Annotated in this window: 13 protein-coding genes; 12 read left to right on the top strand and 1 reads right to left on the bottom strand. The window is 54.3% G+C overall.

The genetic code is table 11. The features are described 5' to 3' along the window. Positions 1–45: 45 nt before the first annotated feature. The 7 genes from modA to ACKGJP_RS34235 all read left to right on the top strand — a co-directional run bounded on the left by modA (position 46) and on the right by ACKGJP_RS34235 (position 6,075). Complete coding sequence (gene modA, locus ACKGJP_RS34265) at positions 46–891, top strand: molybdate ABC transporter substrate-binding protein (RefSeq protein ID WP_409343203.1); 846 nt, start codon at positions 46–48, stop codon at positions 889–891. Then, a complete protein-coding gene (gene modB / locus ACKGJP_RS34260) occupies positions 888–1,565 on the top strand; it encodes a molybdate ABC transporter permease subunit (protein WP_409343202.1) in 678 nt (225 codons plus the stop codon). The genes modA and modB overlap by 4 nt, the downstream gene beginning before the upstream one ends. A gap of 160 nt (positions 1,566–1,725) precedes the next feature. Then, complete coding sequence (locus ACKGJP_RS34255; RefSeq protein WP_409343201.1) at positions 1,726–2,439, top strand: response regulator transcription factor; 714 nt, start codon at positions 1,726–1,728, stop codon at positions 2,437–2,439. Beyond that, a complete protein-coding gene (locus tag ACKGJP_RS34250; protein WP_409343200.1) occupies positions 2,429–3,460 on the top strand; it encodes a sensor histidine kinase in 1,032 nt (343 codons plus the stop codon). The genes ACKGJP_RS34255 and ACKGJP_RS34250 overlap by 11 nt, the downstream gene beginning before the upstream one ends. A 98-nt stretch (positions 3,461–3,558) precedes the next feature. Further along, positions 3,559–4,482 (top strand): ABC transporter ATP-binding protein, encoded by a 924-nt coding sequence (locus tag ACKGJP_RS34245; protein WP_409343199.1) that lies wholly within the window; start codon positions 3,559–3,561, stop codon positions 4,480–4,482. Then, positions 4,475–5,209 (top strand): ABC transporter permease, encoded by a 735-nt coding sequence (locus tag ACKGJP_RS34240; protein ID WP_409343198.1) that lies wholly within the window; start codon positions 4,475–4,477, stop codon positions 5,207–5,209. The genes ACKGJP_RS34245 and ACKGJP_RS34240 overlap by 8 nt, the downstream gene beginning before the upstream one ends. Before the next feature lie 38 nt (positions 5,210–5,247). Next, positions 5,248–6,075 (top strand): undecaprenyl-diphosphate phosphatase, encoded by an 828-nt coding sequence (locus ACKGJP_RS34235; protein ID WP_409343197.1) that lies wholly within the window; start codon positions 5,248–5,250, stop codon positions 6,073–6,075. A 5-nt stretch (positions 6,076–6,080) separates the two neighbouring features. Here the strand turns inward: ACKGJP_RS34235 and ACKGJP_RS34230 are convergent, their stop codons facing one another. Beyond that, the gene (locus tag ACKGJP_RS34230; RefSeq protein ID WP_409343196.1) at positions 6,081–6,533 is read right to left on the bottom strand and encodes a hypothetical protein; all 453 of its coding nucleotides are present in this window, start codon (positions 6,531–6,533) and stop codon (positions 6,081–6,083) included. Between the two features lie 387 nt (positions 6,534–6,920). Here ACKGJP_RS34230 and ACKGJP_RS34225 point away from each other — a divergent pair, with 387 nt between their 5' ends. From ACKGJP_RS34225 to ACKGJP_RS34205, 5 genes are all read left to right on the top strand, one after another. Continuing rightward, on the top strand, positions 6,921–7,988 hold the full coding sequence (locus tag ACKGJP_RS34225; protein WP_409343195.1) for a glycoside hydrolase family 15 protein: 1,068 nt from the start codon (positions 6,921–6,923) through the stop codon (positions 7,986–7,988). 217 nt (positions 7,989–8,205) lie between these two features. Then, positions 8,206–8,856, top strand: coding sequence for a DUF4912 domain-containing protein (locus ACKGJP_RS34220; RefSeq protein WP_409343194.1), 651 nt, complete (start codon positions 8,206–8,208; stop codon positions 8,854–8,856). A 25-nt stretch (positions 8,857–8,881) separates the two neighbouring features. Further along, positions 8,882–11,722 (top strand): 1,4-alpha-glucan branching protein domain-containing protein, encoded by a 2,841-nt coding sequence (locus tag ACKGJP_RS34215; protein WP_409343193.1) that lies wholly within the window; start codon positions 8,882–8,884, stop codon positions 11,720–11,722. Between the two features lie 37 nt (positions 11,723–11,759). Then, on the top strand, positions 11,760–14,177 hold the full coding sequence (locus tag ACKGJP_RS34210; protein WP_409343192.1) for a sugar phosphate nucleotidyltransferase: 2,418 nt from the start codon (positions 11,760–11,762) through the stop codon (positions 14,175–14,177). Between the two features lie 346 nt (positions 14,178–14,523). Continuing rightward, positions 14,524–22,920, top strand: coding sequence for a cadherin-like beta sandwich domain-containing protein (locus ACKGJP_RS34205; protein ID WP_409343191.1), 8,397 nt, complete (start codon positions 14,524–14,526; stop codon positions 22,918–22,920). Positions 22,921–23,022: the final 102 nt, after the last annotated feature.

The following is a 23,022-nucleotide window of genomic DNA, read 5'->3' as shown; positions in this document are numbered from 1 at the left end:
TATTTATAATCAAATAGATGTATTTATATAGTTGGAGGGGAAGAAATGTTCAGTGCTCGCAGGTTTAGTTATCTTTCATTAAGTTTTGTTATTGCTTCGGTGATCTTCACAGGATGTGCCAGTCAAAAGGAACAACCGGTTAGCAGCACGACTCCTTCGCAAGCCGCCTCGGCCGTGCAAACCCCGGCTGAAAAAGTCGAGCTCACCATTTCGGCGGCAGCCAGCTTAACCGATGCGTTAAAAGAGATTCAAACCAATTACGAAAATAAAAACAAACAGGTCAAACTAACCTTTAACTTCGGTGCCTCCGGCGCGCTTCAACAGCAAATCGAGCAAGGAGCTCCGGCGGACTTGTTCCTATCGGCAGCAGCCAAAAATATGAAAGCCTTAGTCGATAAGCAACTGATCGATGGTGCGCAGCAAAAGAATTTGTTAATCAACGAATTGGTTGTCGTGGTGCCGGCAAGCGGCAAAGCAGCCGTTCAAAAGATGGAAGACTTATCAAGCGAAAGCATTAAGCATCTTGCAGTCGGCGAGCCTCAAACCGTTCCTGCCGGCAGCTATGCCAAAGAAGCTTTGACTAACGCTAAGCTATGGGACTCGCTTCAAGCCAAAACGGTGCAAGGAAAAGACGTGCGTCAAGTCCTTACCTATGTGGAGTCCGGGAATGCGGAGGCCGGTTTTGTTTATAAGACCGATGCGCTGACTTCCAAAAATGTCAAAATCGCTTTCAGCGTCGATTCAAAAACGTACACGCCCATCGAGTATCCTGCGGGTATTGTAAAAGCAACAAAACATAGCAAGGAATCCGCAGACTTTTACGCTTATCTCCAAACCAAAGAAGCCCAAGACGTCTTTGTCAAATTCGGCTTCACGATACCCAAGCAATGATCGGACGGATTGACTGGACGGAATTCACTTATCCGATCGTGCTCTCGCTAAAGGTTGCAGCCGTTTCCAGCGTGTTTGTCCTTATGATAGGCGGCTTATCCGCATGGAGAATGTCAAGGAAGAGCTTTCGCGGAAAGACATTGGTAGAAACGGCGTTTCTGCTTCCTTTGGTGCTGCCGCCTACGGTCGTGGGCTTCATTCTTCTTGTCCTGCTAGGCAAAAAGAGTTGGATCGGGTACCTGATGGATACGTTATTCAACCGGCTAATCATCTTTACATGGGGGGCTGCTGTGATCGCTTCGATCGTGGTGGCTTTTCCTTTGGTATATCAAACGATGAAAACGGGCTTCGCCTCGGTCGACAAAGATTTGGAGGATGCGGGAAGATCCATGGGAGCAAACGAGTGGCAAGTTCTGCGATATATAACCATGCCTTTGGCATGGCGCTCCGTTACGACCGCTTACATTCTTGGTTTTGCTCGAGCGCTGGGGGAATTCGGCGCAACACTCATGATTGCGGGCAACATCCCTCACAAAACGCAGACTTTGCCTACCGCCATTTATATTGCTGTCGAATCCGGAGACCAGACCCTTGCGTGGTATTGGGCGGGAACCATTATTTTGATCTCGTTCGGCTTGCTGTTGTTCGCCAACCGTAAAGCCGACAAAAACTGAGCGTACCCGTTTAAAAGTCCGGCAGGGCTTTTTCTTTTTGCCTTATTTCCAGGCTTCGTCCGTAAGGCATGTCCCCGCACATCCTGCTATAATGACTACAAGGAACCGCTCGTAAACAAGCGGCCGATCCGGACCGGATAACGGGAGCGATGATGAGAAGATGAAACCGATCCGAATACTGATAGCGGATGACGAGAAGGAAATTCGGGATTTATTGATAACTTACCTGCAAAGGGAAACCTATAAGGTCGACGCGGCGGCGGACGGAGAGGAAGCCCTGCGTTTGTTCGAGCTGAATCGCTACAGCTTGGTCATCTTGGATCTGATGATGCCGAGAATCGACGGTATAGAGGTGTGCAGAAGAATGCGGAGTACGTCCAACGTTCCCATCCTGATGCTGACGGCCAAGGATCAAGAGATGGATAAAATCATTGGCCTCAGCATCGGGGCCGACGATTATATGACGAAGCCGTTTAGCATACACGAGCTGGTGGCGAGAATCAAAGCGCATATGAGGCGGTTTTATGTATTAAGCAGCGACCGGGCCGCCCCAGAGGAAACGCGCATCCTGTTCCGCAACCTGCAGATCGATAGGAAAACCTACACGGCAACGAAGGCCGGAGAACAGATCGCTTTAACCGCCAAAGAATTTGAGCTGCTTGCTTTTTTTGCTTCGCATCCGGGGCAGGTGTTCACCAAGACTCAAATTTTCCGCCAAGTATGGGACAGCGATTATATAGAAGACGACAATACGGTGATGGTTCATATCCGCAAGCTCAGAATGAAAATAGAGGACGACGCCTCCAATCCGAAAATGATTCAGACCGTTTGGGGAATCGGGTATAAGTTCGTAGGTGATAAAGATGAAGATTGATAAAATCGTTCTGTATCTTGCCTTGCAGTTTCTGGCGGTAACGGGTCTTGTGATCCTGGATATGACGAATCAGCCCCCGGGAATCGTTCGCGGGGTTCTTTTCGCTGCGCTTTTCATCCTGTCCGGCATGCTGCTGCTGATCAGGCTCCGGTTCTTGTCCAAAGTAAAGGGCATGGTTGAAGCGCTAAACCGCGCCGTTCGCGGAAATGTAAATACCCGATTGTTGGCCAAGGGCGATCCCGCATTTGATGAGGTTATTTTCTCGATTAACGAACTGATCGAACAGCTGGACAAGCTGGGCGTGCGAACGATTAAGTCGGAAGCCGCAAGAAAGAGCTTGCTCACGAACATTTCCCACGATATCCGAACGCCGCTCACCTCGATTATCGGATATGCCGACGCCCTGAAGGACGATATCGCCGCTTCGCCGGAGCTGAAACGGGAGTATGTCGAGATTATTTCCAGAAAAGCCGGCGCTTTAAAGGAACTGATCGAGGAAATTTTCCATTTGGCCAAGCTGGATGCCGACGAAGCGCCGATGAAGCCGGAGGCGGTGGATTTTGCGGAAATCGCTAGGGAATCGGTCATTGCCTTCCTGCCTGAGCTGCAAATGGCCGGGATGGAGCTGCAAGTAAGCATTCCGGAAGGAAGCTGCATGGTTCTGGCCGACCGCCTTAGCATGCTGCGAATCGTAAATAACTTAATGAAAAACGCCGTACAGTACGGAGCGGAGGGCAAGGCTGCAGGCATTGAGCTTACGGAGTACAATGCGGAGTACGAGCTCTGCGTGTGGGACAAAGGAGCGGGGATCGCCGCCGAGGATTTGCCCCGCATTTTCGAAAGGATGTACCGCACGGACCGGTCCAGAAGCTCCGGCCATGGAGGCAGCGGTCTGGGACTCGCGATAGCCAAAGCGCTAGTTGAAAAAAACGGCGGGGTCCTTTTGGCGGAGAGCGAGCCGGGCCGGAAAACGGCCTTTCGCTTTTCGATTCCTAAACGGAGCCGGCACAGCGGCAATTAAGAAACAATTAAGAACTCGTTAAGAGGCATTTAAATTCGCCTCCCTATCATAGTAACCAGGAGCCGAGCAAGAGAATCGGGCAAAAAGGGAGGTGCAGCATGAGCACGACCATTATAAAAACCACAGGGGTAACCAAAGCGTACGGCGAGCAGAAAGCCGTGGACAATCTCGAGATGACGGTGAAGCAGGGGCAAATATACGGGTTTCTCGGACAGAACGGCGCGGGCAAAACGACGACGATCCGCATGCTGCTCGGACTGATCAAGCCGACCCATGGGCAAATCGAGCTATTCGGCGAAAGCCTGCAGGCCAAGCAAAAAGAAATTTTGAGAAGGATCGGATCGGTTGTCGAGTTTTCGGGGTTTTATGAAAATTTGACGGCTAGGGAAAATCTGCTCATCAATGCAAAGCTGATGGGCGTTCATAAACGCAATGCCATGGAAGAAGCGCTGGAAATCGTAGGCCTTCAGGATGAAACGAGCAAGCTGGTCGGCAAATATTCCTTGGGTATGAAACAACGGCTCGGAATCGCCAGGGCCATTCTTCACCATCCGGAGCTGCTCATCTTGGATGAGCCGACCAACGGCTTGGATCCGATCGGCATCAAGGAAATACGGAAGCTCATCAAGTCGCTGGCCGTTGAACGAAACATCACGATCTTGATTTCCAGCCATATTTTAACCGAAGTCGAGCAGTTGGCCGATCATATCGGGGTGATTCACAAGGGTAAGCTGCTTGAGGAAATCTCCTTCGACGAGCTGAGGAAAAGAAACCGCAAGTACTTGGAATTCCAAGTGTCGAATGACAATAAAGCGGCTATGCTTCTGGAACGGCATTTTCAGATTACCGATTACGAGGTGCATGGCGAAGGAAACATCCGCGTGTATTCCCACATCGGCGAGCAGGGCAAGCTGAACAAGCTGCTCGTGGAGCATGGCATCGAGGTTATGAAGCTGACGACGAGCGAAGACAGACTCGAGGATTATTTTATTCGATTGATAGGGGGCGGGACGATTGGTTAGCTTGGTTTATACGGAGCTGCTGAAGCTGAAGCGGGCGAAAATGTTTCTAGTCAGCGTGGTCGGTGCGGCTGCCGCCCCCATCATGATGTTCATCGGGTTCTTAAATATGCGTAAAGATAAACCCGAAACCCCGATCACGTTCGAGCTTTCCTTCTACAACACCAATCTGTACGTTCTGCTGCTGATCGGCACGCTTTTATATGGAATCATTACGGCGTATTTGTTTAACCGCGAGTATGCGGAGGACACGCTCAAAAATTTGTTAACCATCCCGGTGTCGAGAATCAGCCTGTTGATCAGCAAATGGATCATGCTGTTTTTGTGGATCGTGGTATTGACGCTGGTCGCTTGGGGACTGACGCTCCTGCTGGGGCTTATCGGACGGTTCGAAGGACTGGACGCCTCGGTCATAACGGGCTCGTTGAAGCAATATATCGTGGGCGCAGCCTTTATTTTCCTTCTATCGACGCCAACCGTCTTCATTACCTTGCTGTTCAAAAATTATGTCCCTACCATCATTTTTACGGCGATTGTCACGATGGGCAATGTCGCGCTCGCAGAACAGGATTATCAGGGATTGTTTCCTTGGTCTGCCGTACATGTCATTGCGAGCGGCGAATTCGCCCCGGCATATCCGGCCCTCTATTCGTATGCGGCGATTCTGCTGACTTCGATTGCCGGATTCCTTGCGACGATCATTTACTTTAAGCGGACGGACGTCCATTGAAGCGCATCAAGTAGTCAACCTCCGGGAGCGTGAAAGCAGTGAGTTTATGGGAAGCATTTGTTGCGGTCGTGTTGGGCTTTGTCGAAGGCCTTACCGAGTTTGCTCCGGTTTCTTCCACCGGGCATATGATTGTCGTCGACGATTTTTTGTTCCAAACGAAAAATATGTTCTCGCCTGAAGCGGCCAATACGTTTAAGATCGTCATTCAGCTCGGCTCCATTCTGGCTGTCGTCGTGCTGATGCGGGACCGGTTCCTGAACCTGCTGGGATTGAGCAAAACGGCAGGGGAGGAAGCACGCGGCTCGCGTCTAAAACTTTCGCAGGTTCTGGTCGGGCTTCTTCCCTTCGGCGTACTCGGCTTCCTGTTTGAGGATTATATCGACCGATACCTGTTCTCTACCGAGAACGTCGTGATCGGCCTTGTCCTCGGGGCCTTGCTGATGCTCGCGGCGGAGTGGCTCCGGCCGCGCCGTCCGAAGACGGAGACGGTCGACCGGATGACGCATAAGCAAGCGCTAATTATCGGGCTTGTGCAATGCTTGGCTATGTGGCCGGGGTTCTCCCGTTCCGGCTCCACCATTTCCGGCGGGATCCTGACGGGGATGAGCCATCGCGCGGCCGCCGATTTCACTTTCATTATGGCGGTTCCGATCATGGCGGGCGCAAGCTTCATCTCGCTCTTGAAGAGCTGGGATTCGATCACCGGCGATGTGATCCCCTTCTTCATCGTCGGTTTCATCAGCGCATTCGTATTCGCGCTTCTTTCGATCCGCTTCTTCTTGAAGCTGATTAACCGCATTAAGCTTGTTCCATTCGCTCTTTACCGGTTGGCGCTCGCCGCTTTGATTTATTTTGTGTTGCTATAGCTGCGCTAGAAGGAAAAATAGGATTCGGAGCAAGCGATTAAAGCGGAACGCTCGAGCATACATGCCTTTCTCTGCAGAGGCGATTCACGCCTCAAATCGTTAGCGAGATCAAGCAAAGCGGCTTCGGCAAGGGTTTTGCGTTCCAGTCCCCAAGCGCTGCCTTTGGATCGGACGCAATGGACGGCTTCGGCGACGGAAAGTCCCTTAAGCTGCATGTATACGTTAGCCCAGCGGACAAGATCGAAGTGCCTTTGCGGGCAGAGCAAGGCATAGGCTCCCCAGCCGAAGCTGTTCCCGCTCGTTATTTTGAGCAGTCCGCAGCAGTAGCCGGAGCCGTCGGCGGAATCGATCGGCCTGAAGCTTTCCCGATCGAACCGGTATAGCTCAACGGCTCCGATACGGTAATGCGCTAAATGCAAGTCGTACGAAACGGGTAAATCCTCTATCCTTAATGCCATTAGATACACGCACCCTTCATCATGAATGACTCGAATGATCGCCTTTGTCCAAAAGTCCGTAGAGTAGGAATCCGCTGCTCTCGGGCTTTTTTTGCAGCTTAGCGGAAGCGCCGGCCCGGATTCTCTCTCCGTTATTGCTAGGAATCTTACGCCGAATCGGCGCCGAAGTAAAATCGGCGGAAGGGGATGGCCGCGCTTTTTTGGACAATTCCATTGATGAAAGCGGGTTCAACGGGCTCTTTCGATTCGGCGCGGCAGAAATGCTCCGTCTATCCTTCTTTATCCCTACTTTACCTATATTAAGAGACTCCCGGGATTAGAAATCCTTTAATCAGGCAATCCTACTACTATATGAAAACGGAAATAGTAGAGGAGGAGTCAGTCAAGATGCTGCCTGAAAGCTATCAAGTGCTCGATAGGCTTTGTTTGCCCCATGGGTTGTATATGGCCAGTCCGTCGGAGGATTACCGGTATATTTGGATACGGGATTGCGTCTATATGTCTTTGCCATTTGTCGATAAACCGGGGGACCGCTACGAGAAAGCCTATGACCGGTTGTTCGAGCTGTTCAAGGAATACGAATGGAAGCTTGACATCGCCTGCCTGCAAAGGCCGAACATGGAATGGGAGTATGTTCACGCGCGTTATTCCCGGGACGAGGTGAAGGAAATTCACGATCAGAGCTGGGGGCATGTCCAGCACGACATGATCGGCGCCTTCCTGTACGGGGTCGGCCTTGGCGTAGAGAACGGCAAAAACGTGATCAAAGACCAAAGAAGCCTGGACATCGTTCAAAAGCTAGTCGGCTACCTGCAATCGGTCGAATATTGGCAGGATGCCGATAACGGCATGTGGGAAGAGGAGCGGGAGATTCATGCCTCCTCGGTCGGCGCTTGCGTAGCCGGGCTAAAGGCGGTGTCTTCACTCGTCGACCTGCCGGAGGGCATGATCGAGCAAGGGCTACGGACACTCCTGCGGCTTTATCCGCGGGAGAGCGGGAACAAAGCGGCCGATTTGGCTCAGCTCAGTCTGGTTTACCCGTACCGATTGTTCACGGGACTGTTAGGGGAAGTCGTCGTTGCACGGGTGGAGGAGCAGCTGCTTCGCAGCCGGGGGGTTATCCGCTATGCGGGCGACAGCTACTACAGCACGCTGGAGGACGAATATGGACGCGGCCGTTCCCGCGATTTCTATATCGGCTCGGAAGCCGAGTGGACGTTCGGTCTGCCCTGGCTGGCGCTCTGCCATATGGAGCTCGGCAATTTCGGGAAGGCCTACGAATATGTGAGAAGGACCGAGGAAGTGATGGTTGAGCCGGGCATGCTGCCGGAGCTGTATTACGGCGGCACCGACATTCCCAACCGGAACACCCCGCTCGGTTGGAGCAGCGCGATGTACATTTTGGCGAAGGAAGCGTTCCTGAAGCGGTACCGGGAACATCGAGACCTGGCGTAAGCCGGGTCTTTCCTTTTTTTGCGGGAGAATAATCATCGTTCTCCGTCTCGCACCTTCTGTTCGTTCGTTATCCCGTCGGAGTCATTTACGAAAAATAAAGATTATTCTACAAAATAAGTGGGTTTCCGGCACGACCGTTCGCCAAAATTATCACAGCGCATGGATTAGACTATAGCATATGCAAAACTAATAGAGACTGGTAGGAGGAAATCTAGCATTGGATGTAAACATCATACTGCAGCTGGCCGAAGAGGGATTGACGCACAAGCAGATTGCCGAAAGGCTGGGCATCACCATCGGTAAATTGAATTATCAATTGACGAAGCACCGCAAAGCGTCGGAGACAAGCAGCCCGCAAGCGGAAGAGGAAGGCTTTGGCCCCTTCGATGACCTTGCCGCTTTGGAGCAGCATCACGGCGCAGCCGACCGGTTGACGGCGCTGCCGAGAGATCCGGAATGTCTGTATGCCTGCTGGGAGATCACCGACGGGAGAAAGCGGATGACGGAGGAGCATTTTCATTGCGGCTGGGGAGAGCTTCCCAAATATTTGCGCGTCTACGATGTGAGCTATATTCACTTCAATGGGGATAACGCCAATCGGCATTGGCTGATCGCCGTCAATCAGGAAGCGAGCAATTGGTTTGTCAAAGGGCTTGCGTCAGGCTGCGATTATATCGTGGATTACGGCACGACGGCATTGGACGGCAGGTTTATTACACTGCTTCGTTCGAACCCGGTCCGTATCCCGCCGTCAGGGGCAGCCGGATGGCAGTCGCCCCGAAGCGCGGTAGTGGATATGTCCGCCGAACTGCCGGAACCGCCTTGGCAGCGTTCTTTTACAGGCTACACGCTATCCTCTTCAACCTAATATAACGATAGGAAGGAACATCAACGTGACCAAAGGATATCTCTCTCTTGTCCTGCATGCCCATCTGCCTTTCGTGCATCATCCCGAAAGCGAGAGCTATATGGAGGAACGGTGGTTGTTCGAAGCCATTACCGAAACGTACATCCCTCTGCTGGACGTATTCGAGGGGCTGATCCGCGACGCCGTCGATTTTCGCGTGACGATGTCATTGACGCCGTCCTTGCTGTCCATGCTGGGCAGCCCCTTGCTGCAAACAAGGTATATCCGACATATGGACAACCTGATTATGCTGGCGGACAAAGAGTGCGAGCGCACGAAAGAGGACGAAGCATTCGCTCCTCTGGCCGCGATGTACGCCGAGCATTTTACACATATCCGATCGCAATTTATTCATAGATACGGCGGCAACTTAATAAACGGGTTCCGGGCGCTGCAGGATTCCGGCCATCTCGAGCTCATCACGTCCTCCGCGACGCATGCTTTCCTTCCCTACGTCCGAACGGAGCAAGCGCTTCGTGCACAAATCGAGAACGCGGTCAGGCTGCATACGGCTGTTCTGGGCAAAAGACCGCGCGGCATCTGGCTGCCGGAATGCGGCTTTCAGGAGGGCTTGGACCGTATCCTGAGCGAATACGGCCTGCAGTTTTTCTTCACGGATACGCATAGCCTGCTGCATGCCGATCCGCAGCCGCAGTACGGCGTATTCGGCCCGGTCGTCACGCCGAGCGGCGTTGCGGCCTTCGCGAGGGATCAAGAAACGTCGAAGCAGGTTTGGAGCTCGCAGGAGGGGTATCCGGGCGACTACGATTACCGGGAATATTACCGGGATATCGGCTACGACCTTGAGTATGACTATATCAAGCCTTATTTGCACGAGTCCGGCATCCGGCTGAATACAGGGATGAAGTATTACCGGATTACCGGCAAAGACGGCCATAAGGAACCGTATCATCCGGCTTGGGCCAAGGAGAAGGCGGCTTCGCACGCAGGAAATTTCATGTTCTGCCGCGAGAAGCAGGCAGAGCATCTATTCGCTCAATCGGGCCGCAAACCGATCATCGTCGCCTCGTACGACGCCGAATTGTTCGGGCATTGGTGGTACGAGGGGCCGATGTGGATCGACTATCTGTGCCGCAAAATCCATCACGATCAGCAAACGATCCGAATGATTACGCCTGCGGATTATTTGCTGGAATACCCGGAGAACCAGCAGTGCCGGCTTTCCTTCTCGAGCTGGGGGAGGGCGGGTTACGGCGAAGTGTGGCTGGGACAGGACAACGAGTGGGTTTACAGGCATCTTCACCGGATGGAGGATCAGATGATCGAGCTGGCGGGCCGCTTCGCGGACGCCTCCGGCCTGCAGGAGCGGGCTTTGAATCAAGCGGCTCGGGAACTGATGCTCGCGCAAAGCAGCGATTGGGCGTTCATTATGGATAACCGGACGACGGTGGAATACGCGATTAAGCGGATCAAGAGCCATATTTCCCGCTTTCTCAAGATTTGCCGCGATCTTCGAAGCGATTCGCTCGATGAGAAATGGCTGGCGGAAGCGGAGCGCCGCGACGCGATATTCCCGGATGCCGATTACCGCATTTACATGCCGGAGCGGGCGAAGGAATTGGCGAACGTTCATGCGCCGGAGCAAGGAAGCGGCCTTCGCGTCCTGATGCTCACGTGGGAATTCCCGCCGATGACGGTGGGGGGATTGTCCCGCCACGTGTACGATTTGTCGCGCAAGCTGGTTATGCAGGGAACCGAAGTTCATGTGATCACTTCGCATGTGGACGGTTATCCGGCATACGAGATCAATCAAGGCGTTCACGTCCATCGCGTCAAGACGTATCAGGCGCAAGAACTGCAATTTATGGAATGGATTTTTCAATTGAACTTGGCGATGGCGGATTACGGGAAGGATCTGCTGGCCAACTACGGTCCCTTCGACCTTATTCACGCGCATGATTGGCTCGTCGGGCACGCAGCCAAAATGCTGAAATCATATACGGAGCTTCCGCTCGTCGCGACGATTCATGCAACGGAGCATGGTCGCAATCGCGGGCTCCATACCGAGCTGCAGCGTTCCATTCATCATCTGGAATGGCAGTTGACGTACGAAGCATGGCGAGTTATCGTATGCAGCCACTATATGGAGGAGGAGGTTAAGGGTCTATTCCAACTGCCGGGCGATAAGATCGACATGGTTCCCAACGGGGTGGATCTGCAGCTGATCCGGGTCGGCGAAAAAGATGCGGGCGTAAGAGAGCGCTTTGCATTGCCGCATGAAAAAATCGTTTTTTTCGTTGGACGTCTTGTGCATGAGAAGGGCGTTCATACGCTGCTTGCCAGTATACCCGAGGTAATATCCCAGTTTCCGGATGCGAAATTTGTCATCGGAGGCAAAGGGCCTTTGCTGGATGAGCTGAAACAAAGGGTCCAGGAAATGAAGGTCGATTCCAAGGTCGCATTCACCGGCTTTATCGACGACGAAACGAGAAACCAGCTGCTGGGCTTAGCGTCCGCGGCGGTATTTCCCAGCTTGTACGAGCCTTTTGGCATCGTCGCACTGGAGGCTATGGCGCTCGGAGCGCCGGTTATTGTTTCGGATGTGGGAGGTCTCGGCGAGATCGTCAGCCACGGGGAAGACGGATACAAGGTCATACCGGGAGATGTGCCGTCCTTGGTGCTCCACATCGTCAAGATGCTGAAGGAAGAAGACGCAGCAGGCGCTATGGCCGAGAGAGCCTTGCATAAAGTGGAAGCCCGGTACGACTGGGAAGCGATCGCGAGTCAGACGCTGGATACTTATCGTCAAGTCGCTCATAAGAAGATAAACGCCCTTGGCTACCGTGAAGCTGCGGCTACGCGCTAATGCAATCCGATATCATAAATAGGGGGAATAAACGACTATGAAAGCAGTCATTATGGCCGGAGGCAAAGGAACCCGTTTACGCCCGCTTACCAGCAATACGCCCAAACCGATGGTGCCGCTTCTGGACCGGCCCGTCATGGAATATACGATCGAGCTGCTGAAGAAGCACGGCATTACGGAAATCGCCGTAACCGTGCAGTACTTGCCGGAGGTCATCCGGCAATATTTCGGAGACGGATCCGATTTTGGAGTGAAGCTGCATTATTTCGAGGAGAACAGCCCTTTGGGGACGGCGGGAAGCGTGAAGAACGCGGAAGCGTTTCTGGATGAAACCTTCATCGTCATCAGCGGCGATGCATTGACGGATTTCGATTTATCGGAGGCGATCGCCTACCACGAGCGCAATCAAGCGGTTGCCACGCTGGTGCTGACCACGGTCGAGAACCCTCTCGAATTCGGAGTCGTCATGACGAATGATTCGGGCGAAATTATTCGCTTTCTGGAGAAGCCGAGTTGGGGCGAAGTGTTCAGCGATACGGTAAATACGGGCATCTATATTTTGGAGACGGAAATTTTCAAGTATTTCGACCATGGGAAGGAGTTCGATTTCAGCAAGGATCTGTTCCCGATTCTGATGCGCAACCAAAGGCCGTTATACGGCTACGTGGCGGAAGGCTACTGGTCGGACATCGGCAATCTGGTGCAATACCGCCAAACCCAGTTCGATATGCTGGACGGCAAAGTAGAGGTAACGATCACGGGAGCGCAGTTGGACGGCGGGGTATGGGTCGGCTACAATGCCAAAATCGATCCTGACGTTACGGTAAGCGGGCCTTGTTTTATCGGGAACAACTGCGTCGTGGAAAATGGCGTGAAAATCAAGCCCTACACAGTTGTCGGAGCCGGATCCGTGCTGAGCGGGAGACGCGTAACCCTGGAGCGGACGGTGCTGTGGAGCAACAACTACATCGAGCAAGGTGTCGAAATGAAAGGAGGCACATGCTGCCACAACGTGGTGACTCGCCTAGGCGCCATCGTCCGGGAAGGGGCCGTTATCGGCGATAACTGCACCATCGGCATCAAAAGCGTCGTACAGCCGGGAATCAAGGTATTTCCGAATAAGGCGGTGGAGGCTCATACGACGCTCAACCATTCCTTGATCTGGGGCGAAAAGAACGTGCTGAATCTGTTCGGCCAATTCGGCGTCAAGGGAACGTGCGGCATCGACATGACCACAAGCTTTGCGAACAAGCTTGCGATGGCTTACGCGACGACGGTTGCCGCCGGGACGACCGTAGGCATTGGCCATGACTCCTCCCGCTTCGCGTCGATTATAGCGGGCTCCTTCGCTTCGGGCCTGCATGCGTCCGGCGTTCATACGTACGATTTCGGCACGGGGGTATCCGCCGTAACGAGATATGCCGTACATCGCCTCGACTGCAAAGGCGGCATTCATGTGAGGATGCTGGAGGACGGAACCGAGGATCAGCTGGTTATCGAATTTCTGGATGAAGACGGCCTCCCGATCAGCAAAGGCATGGAACGCAAGATCGAGAACGCGCACGCCCAGGAGGAGTTCCGGTTGATCAAACCGGACCTTGCAGGCAGCAAAAAAATATGCCCGCAAGCAGGCACGCTGTATAGCGAGCAGCTGGTCGATATGGCCAAAGGCGATTACGAGCGGTATACGATCGTGCTTGAATTTGACAACCGGAATATGAACGCGGTCATTGCCGGACTGCTAAAAGGCCTGAACTGCAAGGTCATCCAGCTTAACCGCATGACCTCGTCTCCGGCGGAGCTGGGCAAATGGGTTCGTTCGGCCAACGCCGATTTCGGGATACGCTTGGATGCCAACGGGCAGAACATGGTACTGGTAACGGATGAAGGAGAAGTGGTGACGGACGAGCTGCTGTCGATCCTCCAAATCATGATCCAAATCCGGAACAAGCAGGATGAGACGCTGTACGTGCCCGTTCATGTGCCGAATATCGTGGAGGAGCTCGCGGGGCAGTATAACCGTCAGGTCATCCATACGAAAGCCGACATGCGTTCCATTATGGAAGGATGCGAGCATCAAGGCTTCCATGTGTACGGCGATGCCATTTATACGTTTGTATCCATTATGCAGATGATCGCGGACGAGGGGATGGCGCTGTCCCGGCTGCTGGCCACGATACCGAGCTTCGCGCTGCTCAAGGAGAAGGTGGCTTGCCCGTGGACGGAGAAGGGCAAAGTCATGAGGCTACTCATGGAGGAAACGAAGGAGAAGCAAGTGGAGCTGATCGACGGCATCAAAATATTCCACGATGGCGGCTGGACGTTGATTTTGCCCGATAACGAGGAGCCTGTGTTCCGGGTGTTCGCCAACGCGGCTAGCCAGCAGGCGGCCCGGGAATTGGCCGTAACCTACACCCAGAAAATTCAGGATTACCGGAAACGGTACTGCCCGTAAACGCGTAAGCTTATATGAAAAGCCTTGCTTGGCTCCATGGACATGGCGCCCTAGCAAGGCTTTTTTGTCATTGTCCCGTCTATACCCGAGGGTTTCATGTCGCGCGCAATCGACACGTTCCGGGGCAATGCGCGCTTAGCCATGCGAAGGATGTCGGACTCGCTCAGAATTTGCTCAGTGGCCGACGGTATAATAGGTTGTTAGTACTAGAGTTGATTAATTCAAGCGAGGTGAAGCCTGTTTTTTGATGTTCGCTCACGCTTAGGTGGGCTATCAAACGCTGAAAGAAAAGAGGGAGTATCCTGTGAACGCACCGCAACAGATTAGGTTGGTAGGAAAGCGGGATTTGAAGCGAAGAACGGCGCTGCTGCTATCGTTTCTGCTTGTGCTCGAAATGATCGTATCCATTTTCGCTCCTGCAGCCGCGCGCGTTAAAGACGCATCGGCGGAACCTGCGCCTGCGCCGAAGTACATTACGTTTCTATATGAAGATTTTATAAAGGCCGCATCGCGGATCAGATTCAACAACAATGCTTCCGTCACGCCTGACGGGCGCCTGAGGTTGACCCCGGCCAGAAACAACCAAGCCGGATCCGTGTTCAATAAAGAACGCGTATCGCTGAGCGCGAGCAAATCGTTCAGCACGTACTTTGCGTTCCAGACCAGCGGTCATGACTTGGGTCAGGGGGGAGCGGACGGAATCGTCTTTACGCTGCAGACCAATTCCAACAGCGCGGGAACGCTGGGAGGCGGCATCGGCTATGACGGTATTCGGGACAGCCTCGGCATCGAGTTCGATACCTATAACAACGGCACGGTATACGGCGAAACGAGCGCCAATCATATCGGCATTCATATGGACGGCACCGTCAACCACAGAAACCGGAACAAGGACGGCAGCACCAAAGCCTATGCAGACATAGACCCAAGCCGGTTCAATTTCAAAAATCCGAACAAGCAGTTCTACGTTTGGATCGATTATAACGGAAACAACGGCAAGCTCGAAGTGTTCCTGAACGACAGCAGCACAAGACCGGGCAGTCCGGTTCTGGTGCAGAACAATGTCGATCTCGGCAAAATTTTGACGGCGGAGGACGTCTATGCGGGCTTTACTTCCGCAACGGGCGGCTCGTATGAAAACCATGACATTCTGAAATGGTATTTTACGAACAAATACGATCCGATCGATGTGAACTGCGGCTGCTACAAGGAAGCGCCGAGCTTGATCAACGCCAAAACATCGATTGCGGAATCCGTGTACAGACCCGGCGAGACGGTGTACTTCACCGATTTCGGCTTGAGCGATTCGGTTGGCAACCCGGGAACAGGCATCGCCCTTCAGATCAGCAACGAGACGAACGTCAAGTTCCTGAACGAGAATGACGAATGGAAGCCTTATCCGGGCGCTCCGTCGGTCACGACGAATACATACGGATCGACAGGGTTTTATTTTATGCCTAGCGATCCGAACGGAGCTTCGCCGCGATTCCGCGTATCTACGGAGTTCGGCGCTTATGAAGATATCAAAATCGGACTGCCTCCGCAGGTGGCGACCGATAGCGTAACCCCGATCTATACGGCGCCCGGCTCGAAGATGAAGGCATCCGCCGTAGCCGATATCCGGAGTACGGGCGACGAATCGGTCATCGATTGGGGAATCGAATATCGCAAGAAGAGCGTAGGCAGCGCGCCGGAAGACAAGTGGACCGCGCAGCGGGCCGAGCCTTACGTGATCGATACGCCAGGCAAATACCCGGTCACGCTGGAAGGTCTCGACGAAGACACCTACTACGAAGCGAGAGCCTATGCCAAAAACACCGGCGGCATCCGCTACGGGGAAGCGAAGACGTTTGCCGTGCAAATGCCGATGCAGCCCAGCGACGTTACGTACGATAGAATCGGACCGGCTTATTTGTTCGTGGACGACGAGCGGTCGGTTACGCTGATCGGACAAAATCTTACCATGCTGCTCAAGAGAATGCCGGTTACCGATTTGAAGGTTACCGTCAGCGGGAACGGCCAGACATATGAGGTTCCCCGTGAAAGCTTGAAGCTCCTCAGTCCGACGAATATGAAAATCGAGCTGCCGAAGCGGGCGGACGGCAGTCCTCTGCCGCTAGGCGCTTACGATCTGACGATCGGCCATGCCTTTTTTAGCGGTAAGACCTTCACCGGCGCGTTCCTGATTACGGACGATGCCGCCTATCGATCGAGAAATTACGACGAAATCGTCGTGGAGAACAAATCGGAGAAAGTGGATCCGAACAAGGTCGACATTACTTTACGCGGTCCTTTCGTCGAATACGGTTCTCAGAAGGACGTATACCACTTGAAGGATACGAACGCGATCGTCACCCTTAACGATAATTTGCTGTTTAAAGGAACGTCGCTTGTCGTGGACAAGACCAATCCTAACAAAGAAACGATCAAGGGGAACGGAAGACTGTACGTTAACGGCAAGGGCGTCGTGCCGGTTATGACCACGTATACGATTTTTGAAGGCGAGTTCGAATTCAATCCCGACAACTTTTCGTTCGATCTCTCGAACGTGACGGATGCCTTCGACTATATCGGCATGAATATGCCCGTCGTCGTAAAGTCGTTTACGTTTATTCCCGGCGGTATCCGCGTTACGGGCGATATGGAAGTCGAGTTCGGCGTCGGCTCCGCGAAGATCAACGGGAAAGCCAAAATCGACGCGCTCGAATTCAAAAAGAACCGCATCGATCTGGACGCGGACTTCTCCATCGGCGCGGATTTCAAATCCGGCCCTCTGGAAAGCTCGGAGCTTCGCTTCGGGATCGACACGAGGGTTCCCGAATTCAGTGCGGGCGCTTCGGCGGAGCTGAAGAAGGCCAAAATCGGCTTTGACATCGATTTGACGATCAAGAAGGCGAGACTGGATGCGATCAGCTTCGCCGTGAAGAAGAAAATGAAGCTCGGCTCGACCGGCGCCCAATTGACCAAAATTGGCGGCGGCGTGAGCAATATGGCCGGCAAGAGAGAAGCGCCGCTTACGTTCTCCGTGCTTGGCGCCTTGTCGGACTACGTGACGCCTCCGATCGGCGGCGAGAACATGCTGAACGCCAACGATCTGAAGATCGATCTGTCGGCCAACCATTTCGGAGCTTCCGGCTCGCTGGCCATCTATAAGATCAAAGCGGCCGATCTGGAGACGTTCGTCGTCTTCAACCCTACCGGCTATCAAGGCTTCAACAAAGCCGGGTTCCGGATGGGGGCGAAGGTCAACATCCTGGATGTCATTATCGGAGAAGTACTGGTAAAATATTTCCAAGGCGCTTCCTTTACGGGATACGCGAAAGCGGCCGTCCAGGTGCCGAGAAATATCAAGCTGATCGGCGGCACCCGGTTGGCATCGGCGGAAGTCGGCGTATACGAGAAAGATATGAGAGCCGGCTTGTCCGTTATCGGAATCGGCTTCAAGCTTGCCTACGCTTTTAAAACCAAAGCGACCGACTTCGACGTCGATGTGGCGAGCACAGTGAAAAATATAGGCAAAGCCGTAATCAATACCGGCAAAAAAATCGTTAACGGCGTCAAGAAATTTTTCGGCAGTTTATTCGGAACCGCTCCTACCAAGAAAGGCGTCATGATTCTCAGCGCGGACGCCGGCGGCAAGGCGGCGAAGCCGGAAATCATCGGACAGAAGCTGTTCGAAACGGAGAACGTCAAGGCGACGGCCGGCGGCCTCATGATTCCGGGCGTTCTGACCACACAGCTGCTCGAGACGAATCCGTTCGTGAGCAAATCCGGATCGACCGTCCGTCATGCCTTTAAGGTAGACGCTCCATACAAAGCGGTTATCGTTCTGAAGTACGCGAATTCGGACGTTCGTCTCATGAAGCCTGACGGCACGCTTGCCGAGCTTCGTTTAAACAATCGGGCGAATGCGGTTTATGACCAGGCCGCAGGCTCGCTGATTGCGGAAATCGATTTGAATGCCGCAGGCGAATGGACGCTTGAAGCGGATGACACCTTATCGGTGGAGATCCATAAGTCGCTCTACCGCAATCCCGGCATGACTTTCGCTGAAGTTGCCGGAAACGTGCCGTCTGCCGGGCGCAAAGCTTATGTTCCATTAACGTTCGCGGAGCGCGGCACGTATCTTGTCGAGATCGAAGGAGCGAATGCGGAAGCTGCGCTGCTCAAAGCGGACGGAAGACCGTACGCGGTCGAAGCGAACGAGCAGGAAGCCGCTTGGAATACCTATTTGGACGCCGACAACGGCAAGCTGTATATATTGGCCGAGGTCGCGGAAACCGGCACCTGGCTGGCGGACGCCGGCGCGAGCGCCAAGATATCCTTATACAGAATACAGTCCGGCGTCGCCATGTCGAAAGTGAAAGCATGGAGAGAGGCCCCCGAGTTCGCTACGGCGGCTGACTTTAACGGGCTTTCCGGCGTGCAGGCGCTGCTTGAGATCGAATCGGCTTCCGCCGAAACGAAGCTGTACAAGCCGGACGGCAGCCTGTATCCGCTAGTGTTCGATTCTTCGGCGGCCGGCTGGAATGCCGTGTTCGATGAAAGCCGCGGCGTTATCACCGCACTGATCGACATTAATGCAGACGGCACGTGGCTCGTGAAGTCTAACGATTTTACGAATGTGTCGGCCCTTATTCTCGATCAGTTCGTCTCGATGGCGGAATTGAACGCAGAAGGCGTCAAGTACGAGTATTCTTTGGTGATGAACGAGAAGGGGAAATTCCTGTACGACATCGCCGGAGGAGACGCTTCTACGGAAATTACGGATGCGGCCGGCAACGCCGTTCCGATCGTTTATGAGGAGAACCGCCCGGATCGCAACGCGATTCTGGATACGGTCAATCATTCGCTTAAAGTAACGGTAAATGTTCCGGGTGCCGGGACCTGGACGATCAAGACGATCGGCGCCGTTACGATCGACCAGTACAAGGTGAACCCGGTACCGGAGGTTAGCGTGCTGCAAGCCGCGCCTCAAGCCGCGATGAACAGCTACGAAGTGTCGTGGCGCGTCGACAATCCGAAGCCGGACACGAAGGTCAGTCTGATCATGACCGAAAATCCTGCGGAGGCTGCAGGTCAAGTCATCGCCGCCGATTTGCCGGCATCCGGCATCAAAGCCGTAACGCTTCCGGAAGGCAACCTGCCGGGCAGCTACTACTTGGCGGTTGTGGCGGACAGCGATACGTTCGGTCCCGTTTTCAAGATCATGGACAGTCCTGTAGAATTGAAAGCCGCAAGCATGCTGCAGTCGCCGACGGACGTACAAGTCGTCTCGACGGGCAACGGCGAGATCGCGCTGCGGTTCAAAGACAGCGAATCGGCCAAAGCGACCGCTTACCGGGTACTGTTAGCCGATGAGCAAGGGAAAGTGGACTACAACGGCACGGTATTCGATGTCAGTCCTAAGCAAGGGGAAACGCAGGAAGCGATCTTGTCCGGATTGAAGACGAATGAGACGTATCATTTGAGCGTGATGGCTCTTCAGCAAACGGAGACGGGCGGCCTCGTTAGCGCTCCTTCCGGAGCCGTAACCGTTCATTTGCCGGATCCTAATCCTGCGGGTCTGTCGCTTGCGCTGAACACGCACGGTCAGACGGCGGTTGAGCATTCGTATTACCCGTACTATGTGAAGGACGAGGAGCTTGCCGGATTAACCGAGCAAGAGAAGGAACTGCTCAAGGACAAGCTCACGGTAACGGCTGCCAATCGCGTGACCATCGAGGTCGGCAGCGATCAGGCGGCTCAGGTCGAGTTGTTCGTCAACGGCAAATCCGCGGGCGTGAAAGCAGCGACTGCGCAGCAAGCCGCCTCGTTCGAGCTGAACGGCTTGAACGAACGGGACTATACGGTCTCGGCGGAAGCCGTCAACGAGCGCGGCGACAGAAGCTTTCATGAGCAGAAAATGGTCGTGGATCGTACGGCCCCTTATCTGTACCTGAAGTCGCCGATTAACGGGGAAGTGCTCGGCGATAACCGGGTGAAGCTGGAGGGAGCCTCGGAGGCGGGCGTTCGCTTGACCGTTAACGGAATAGCGGTGCCGGTCGACCGGAACGGAAAGTTCGACTATTATGTGCAATTCCCGCAGAACGGTAAAATGCCGATTGTCCTCGTCGCCAAGGACGAGGCAGGCAATACTACGGAGCACCGCCTGGAAGTATTGAGAAGCGCGGAAGCCCGCAGCACCGGAGGCCCTGCGGATCTTGCGGCCTTCGCCGTAGATGAAGGCGTTCTGACGTCGCCGTTCGCTCCGGAAGGGCAGGATTACTATACGTCCGTCGATGCCGGCGTGAAGAAGCTGCGCGTATGGGCATTGCCGGCCGACCTGAACGCAACCGTCACCTTGAACGGAACGGCGTTGGACGGTGACCGTTCGGCGCTGATTGATGTCGTTGACGGTGCGGTCGTCACGGCGGTCGTGAAGGCCGGCGGCGCCGAGAAGGCTTACCGTCTCCATATCGCTACGGAGTCGGGACTTGCCGCTCTGAAGGATCTTAAAGTGAACGGGCTGCCGGAAGAGGTGTCCGATCCATCGGACTTGGGACTGAGCGCGAAATTCAACAGCACGAGAACCGCTTATGAAGTGAATGTCCCGAACGGCGTTACGACGGCAAGCGTCACGCCTACTTCTGCCGCAGAGGGCTCGCTGATCCGGGTTAACGGCACAGAGACAGCAAGCGCGCATGCTTCCGCTTCTTTGCCTCTGAGCGTAGGCGACAACACCTTTACGGTGCAGGTTATTTCTCCTGACGAAGCTCGCAAAGCCGAAGGGCAGCGCGATTGGAGCAAAGCGGCGTCCTATGCGGTCCATGTTAATAGGGAAGCAAGCGGGAACGCGGATTTGCGGAGTCTGGAGCTGGAAGGCGCTCCGATGACGCCGGGAACATTCCGAGCGGATGTGCTCGACTATCAAGCGACCGTTCCGTTCGATGTGACGAAAATTTCCCTGAACGCCGTCTCGGCGGATTCGCATGCTGTCATACAGCTGAACGGCGAACCGCTCCATGCGTCAGGCAAGGCAGCGCTTGAGCTGGCTGCAGGCGCAAACCGGTTCAAGCTTGCGGTGAAAGCGCAAAACGGGGACGAGCAAACGTATACGCTGACTGTCTTCCGGCAGCAGCAGATGCGTACGGAGCTAAGCCTGAAGGATTTATCGTTGAACAATGAGATGGTCTTCACGAAGCCGTTCGATCCGTGGGTGCGCAACTATACCGCCAGAAATCTGACGTATGCCAGAATTCTTACGGTCTATGCAGTACCGGCCGTTCCAGGTACGCTTGTGACGGTAAACGGCAAGCCGATTGACGATAAGAGCGGTGCTGTCGTCGATCTTAATCCGGGCAGCAATACCGTACTCGTAAGGCTGGAATCGCCGGATCGCGCCGAATCCAACGTCTACGCGATCGGCATTACGCGGGTGGTGCAGGACACGTCGGGGCAGGAGCCGCAAACGCCTAATCCGGGCGCGGCTACGACCACAACGATTCCGTCGTTCAGCATCGGCGTGAACGAGAGCACGAATCGTACGGCGGCGGTCGCTACGAAAACGACGAATAACGGATCGAGCCTCCTGCATGTCGCATTCGTGCCGGATCAGCTGGAGAAGGCGCTCGACAGTCAAACGTCCAATCCGGTTATTACGATCTCGATCGACGAGCGTTATGACAAGATCGTTAGCGAGCTGACAGGAAGCTTGCTGAGGAAGATGGCGCAGAAGGAAGCCGTGCTGGTTATCCAAACCAGCCAAGGCAGCTATACGCTTCCTGCGTCGGCCATCCGCACGAAGGATATGGAAAGCCGATTCGGCTTGAATACCGCGCCTGATGCGATCAAAGTCTTGGTGGAGCTGACGCCTTCGGCGGAATCGATTCGCCAAGCGATCGAGGGCAGCGCAGCGTCTGCAGGCGCCGCTATCGTCGGCACGCCGGTCGATTTCAACGTAACCTTTACGTACCAAGGCCGTACGCTCGATTCCGGCCGTTACGAGCAGTATGTCGAAAGGGCGCTTCCGCTGCCTGAAGGCATCGATCCGAAACGGATCACGACGGGCGTCCGCTATCAAGAGGACGGCAGCTTGTATCATGTGCCGACCTACGTAACGCAAATCAAAGGCAAGTATTGGGCTGTCATGAAAAGCTTCACGAACAGCACATACTCGCTTATCGAGAACAGCAAAACATTTGCCGACATCGAGGGGCATTGGGCTCAAAAGGCTGTTGAAGACCTCGCCTCCCGGTTGGTCGTCAACGGCAAAAGCGACGACCGCTTCGAGCCGAACGACAAGGTGACAAGAGCCGAATTTACGGCGATCGTCATCCGTTCGCTGGGCTTGGCGCCGGAGGCCGCGGCATCGGCGTACATCGATGTGCAGGCCGCAGACTGGTTCGCTTCGTTCGTGGCCACGGCCAAAACGTACGGGCTGATTTCCGGGTATGAAGACGGCACGTTCCGTCCGGATCAGACGATCTCGCGGGCGGAAGCTACAGTCATTCTGAGCAAAGCCTGGGAGCTCGCCGGACAGCAGCCGTCGAAGGAGGAAGAAGCTGCTTCCGCGTTGAGCGGAGTAAGCGACAAATCCGAAGTTCCTGCTTGGGCGAAGCCGTCGATCGGTTCCGCAATCCGGCTGGGCCTTCTGCAAGGCTATGAGGATGGCAGCGTGCAATCGCAGCGCTCCATTACGAGGGCCGAAACGGCCACACTGCTTCGCAATCTCTTGCTGAAATCGGAATTGATTCAGCCGTAGATCGTTCATTGCCGACAAACCGTTCCGCACCCGATCAGGGTCCGGAGCGGTTTTTTGGTATGGGGAGATGCCGGCGGGCGAGAAACTGGGGAACGGGGATCG

Origin of the sequence: Paenibacillus litoralis, from assembly GCF_046244365.1 — a bacterium.
Lineage (GTDB): Bacteria > Bacillota > Bacilli > Paenibacillales > NBRC-103111 > Paenibacillus_V.
This window is presented reverse-complemented; position numbering and strand designations above follow the sequence as displayed.

What these genes read in the sequence shown, in the direction of transcription:
- modA (WP_409343203.1), top strand. Translation starts at nt 46, where the DNA reads ATGTTCAGTGCTCGCAGGTTTAGTTATCTTTCATTAAGTTTTGTTATT.
- modB (WP_409343202.1), top strand. Translation starts at nt 888, where the DNA reads ATGATCGGACGGATTGACTGGACGGAATTCACTTATCCGATCGTGCTC.
- ACKGJP_RS34255 (WP_409343201.1), top strand. Translation starts at nt 1,726, where the DNA reads ATGAAACCGATCCGAATACTGATAGCGGATGACGAGAAGGAAATTCGG.
- ACKGJP_RS34250 (WP_409343200.1), top strand. Translation starts at nt 2,429, where the DNA reads ATGAAGATTGATAAAATCGTTCTGTATCTTGCCTTGCAGTTTCTGGCG.
- ACKGJP_RS34245 (WP_409343199.1), top strand. Translation starts at nt 3,559, where the DNA reads ATGAGCACGACCATTATAAAAACCACAGGGGTAACCAAAGCGTACGGC.
- ACKGJP_RS34230 (WP_409343196.1), bottom strand. Translation starts at nt 6,533, where the DNA reads ATGGCATTAAGGATAGAGGATTTACCCGTTTCGTACGACTTGCATTTA.
- ACKGJP_RS34225 (WP_409343195.1), top strand. Translation starts at nt 6,921, where the DNA reads ATGCTGCCTGAAAGCTATCAAGTGCTCGATAGGCTTTGTTTGCCCCAT.
- ACKGJP_RS34210 (WP_409343192.1), top strand. Translation starts at nt 11,760, where the DNA reads ATGAAAGCAGTCATTATGGCCGGAGGCAAAGGAACCCGTTTACGCCCG.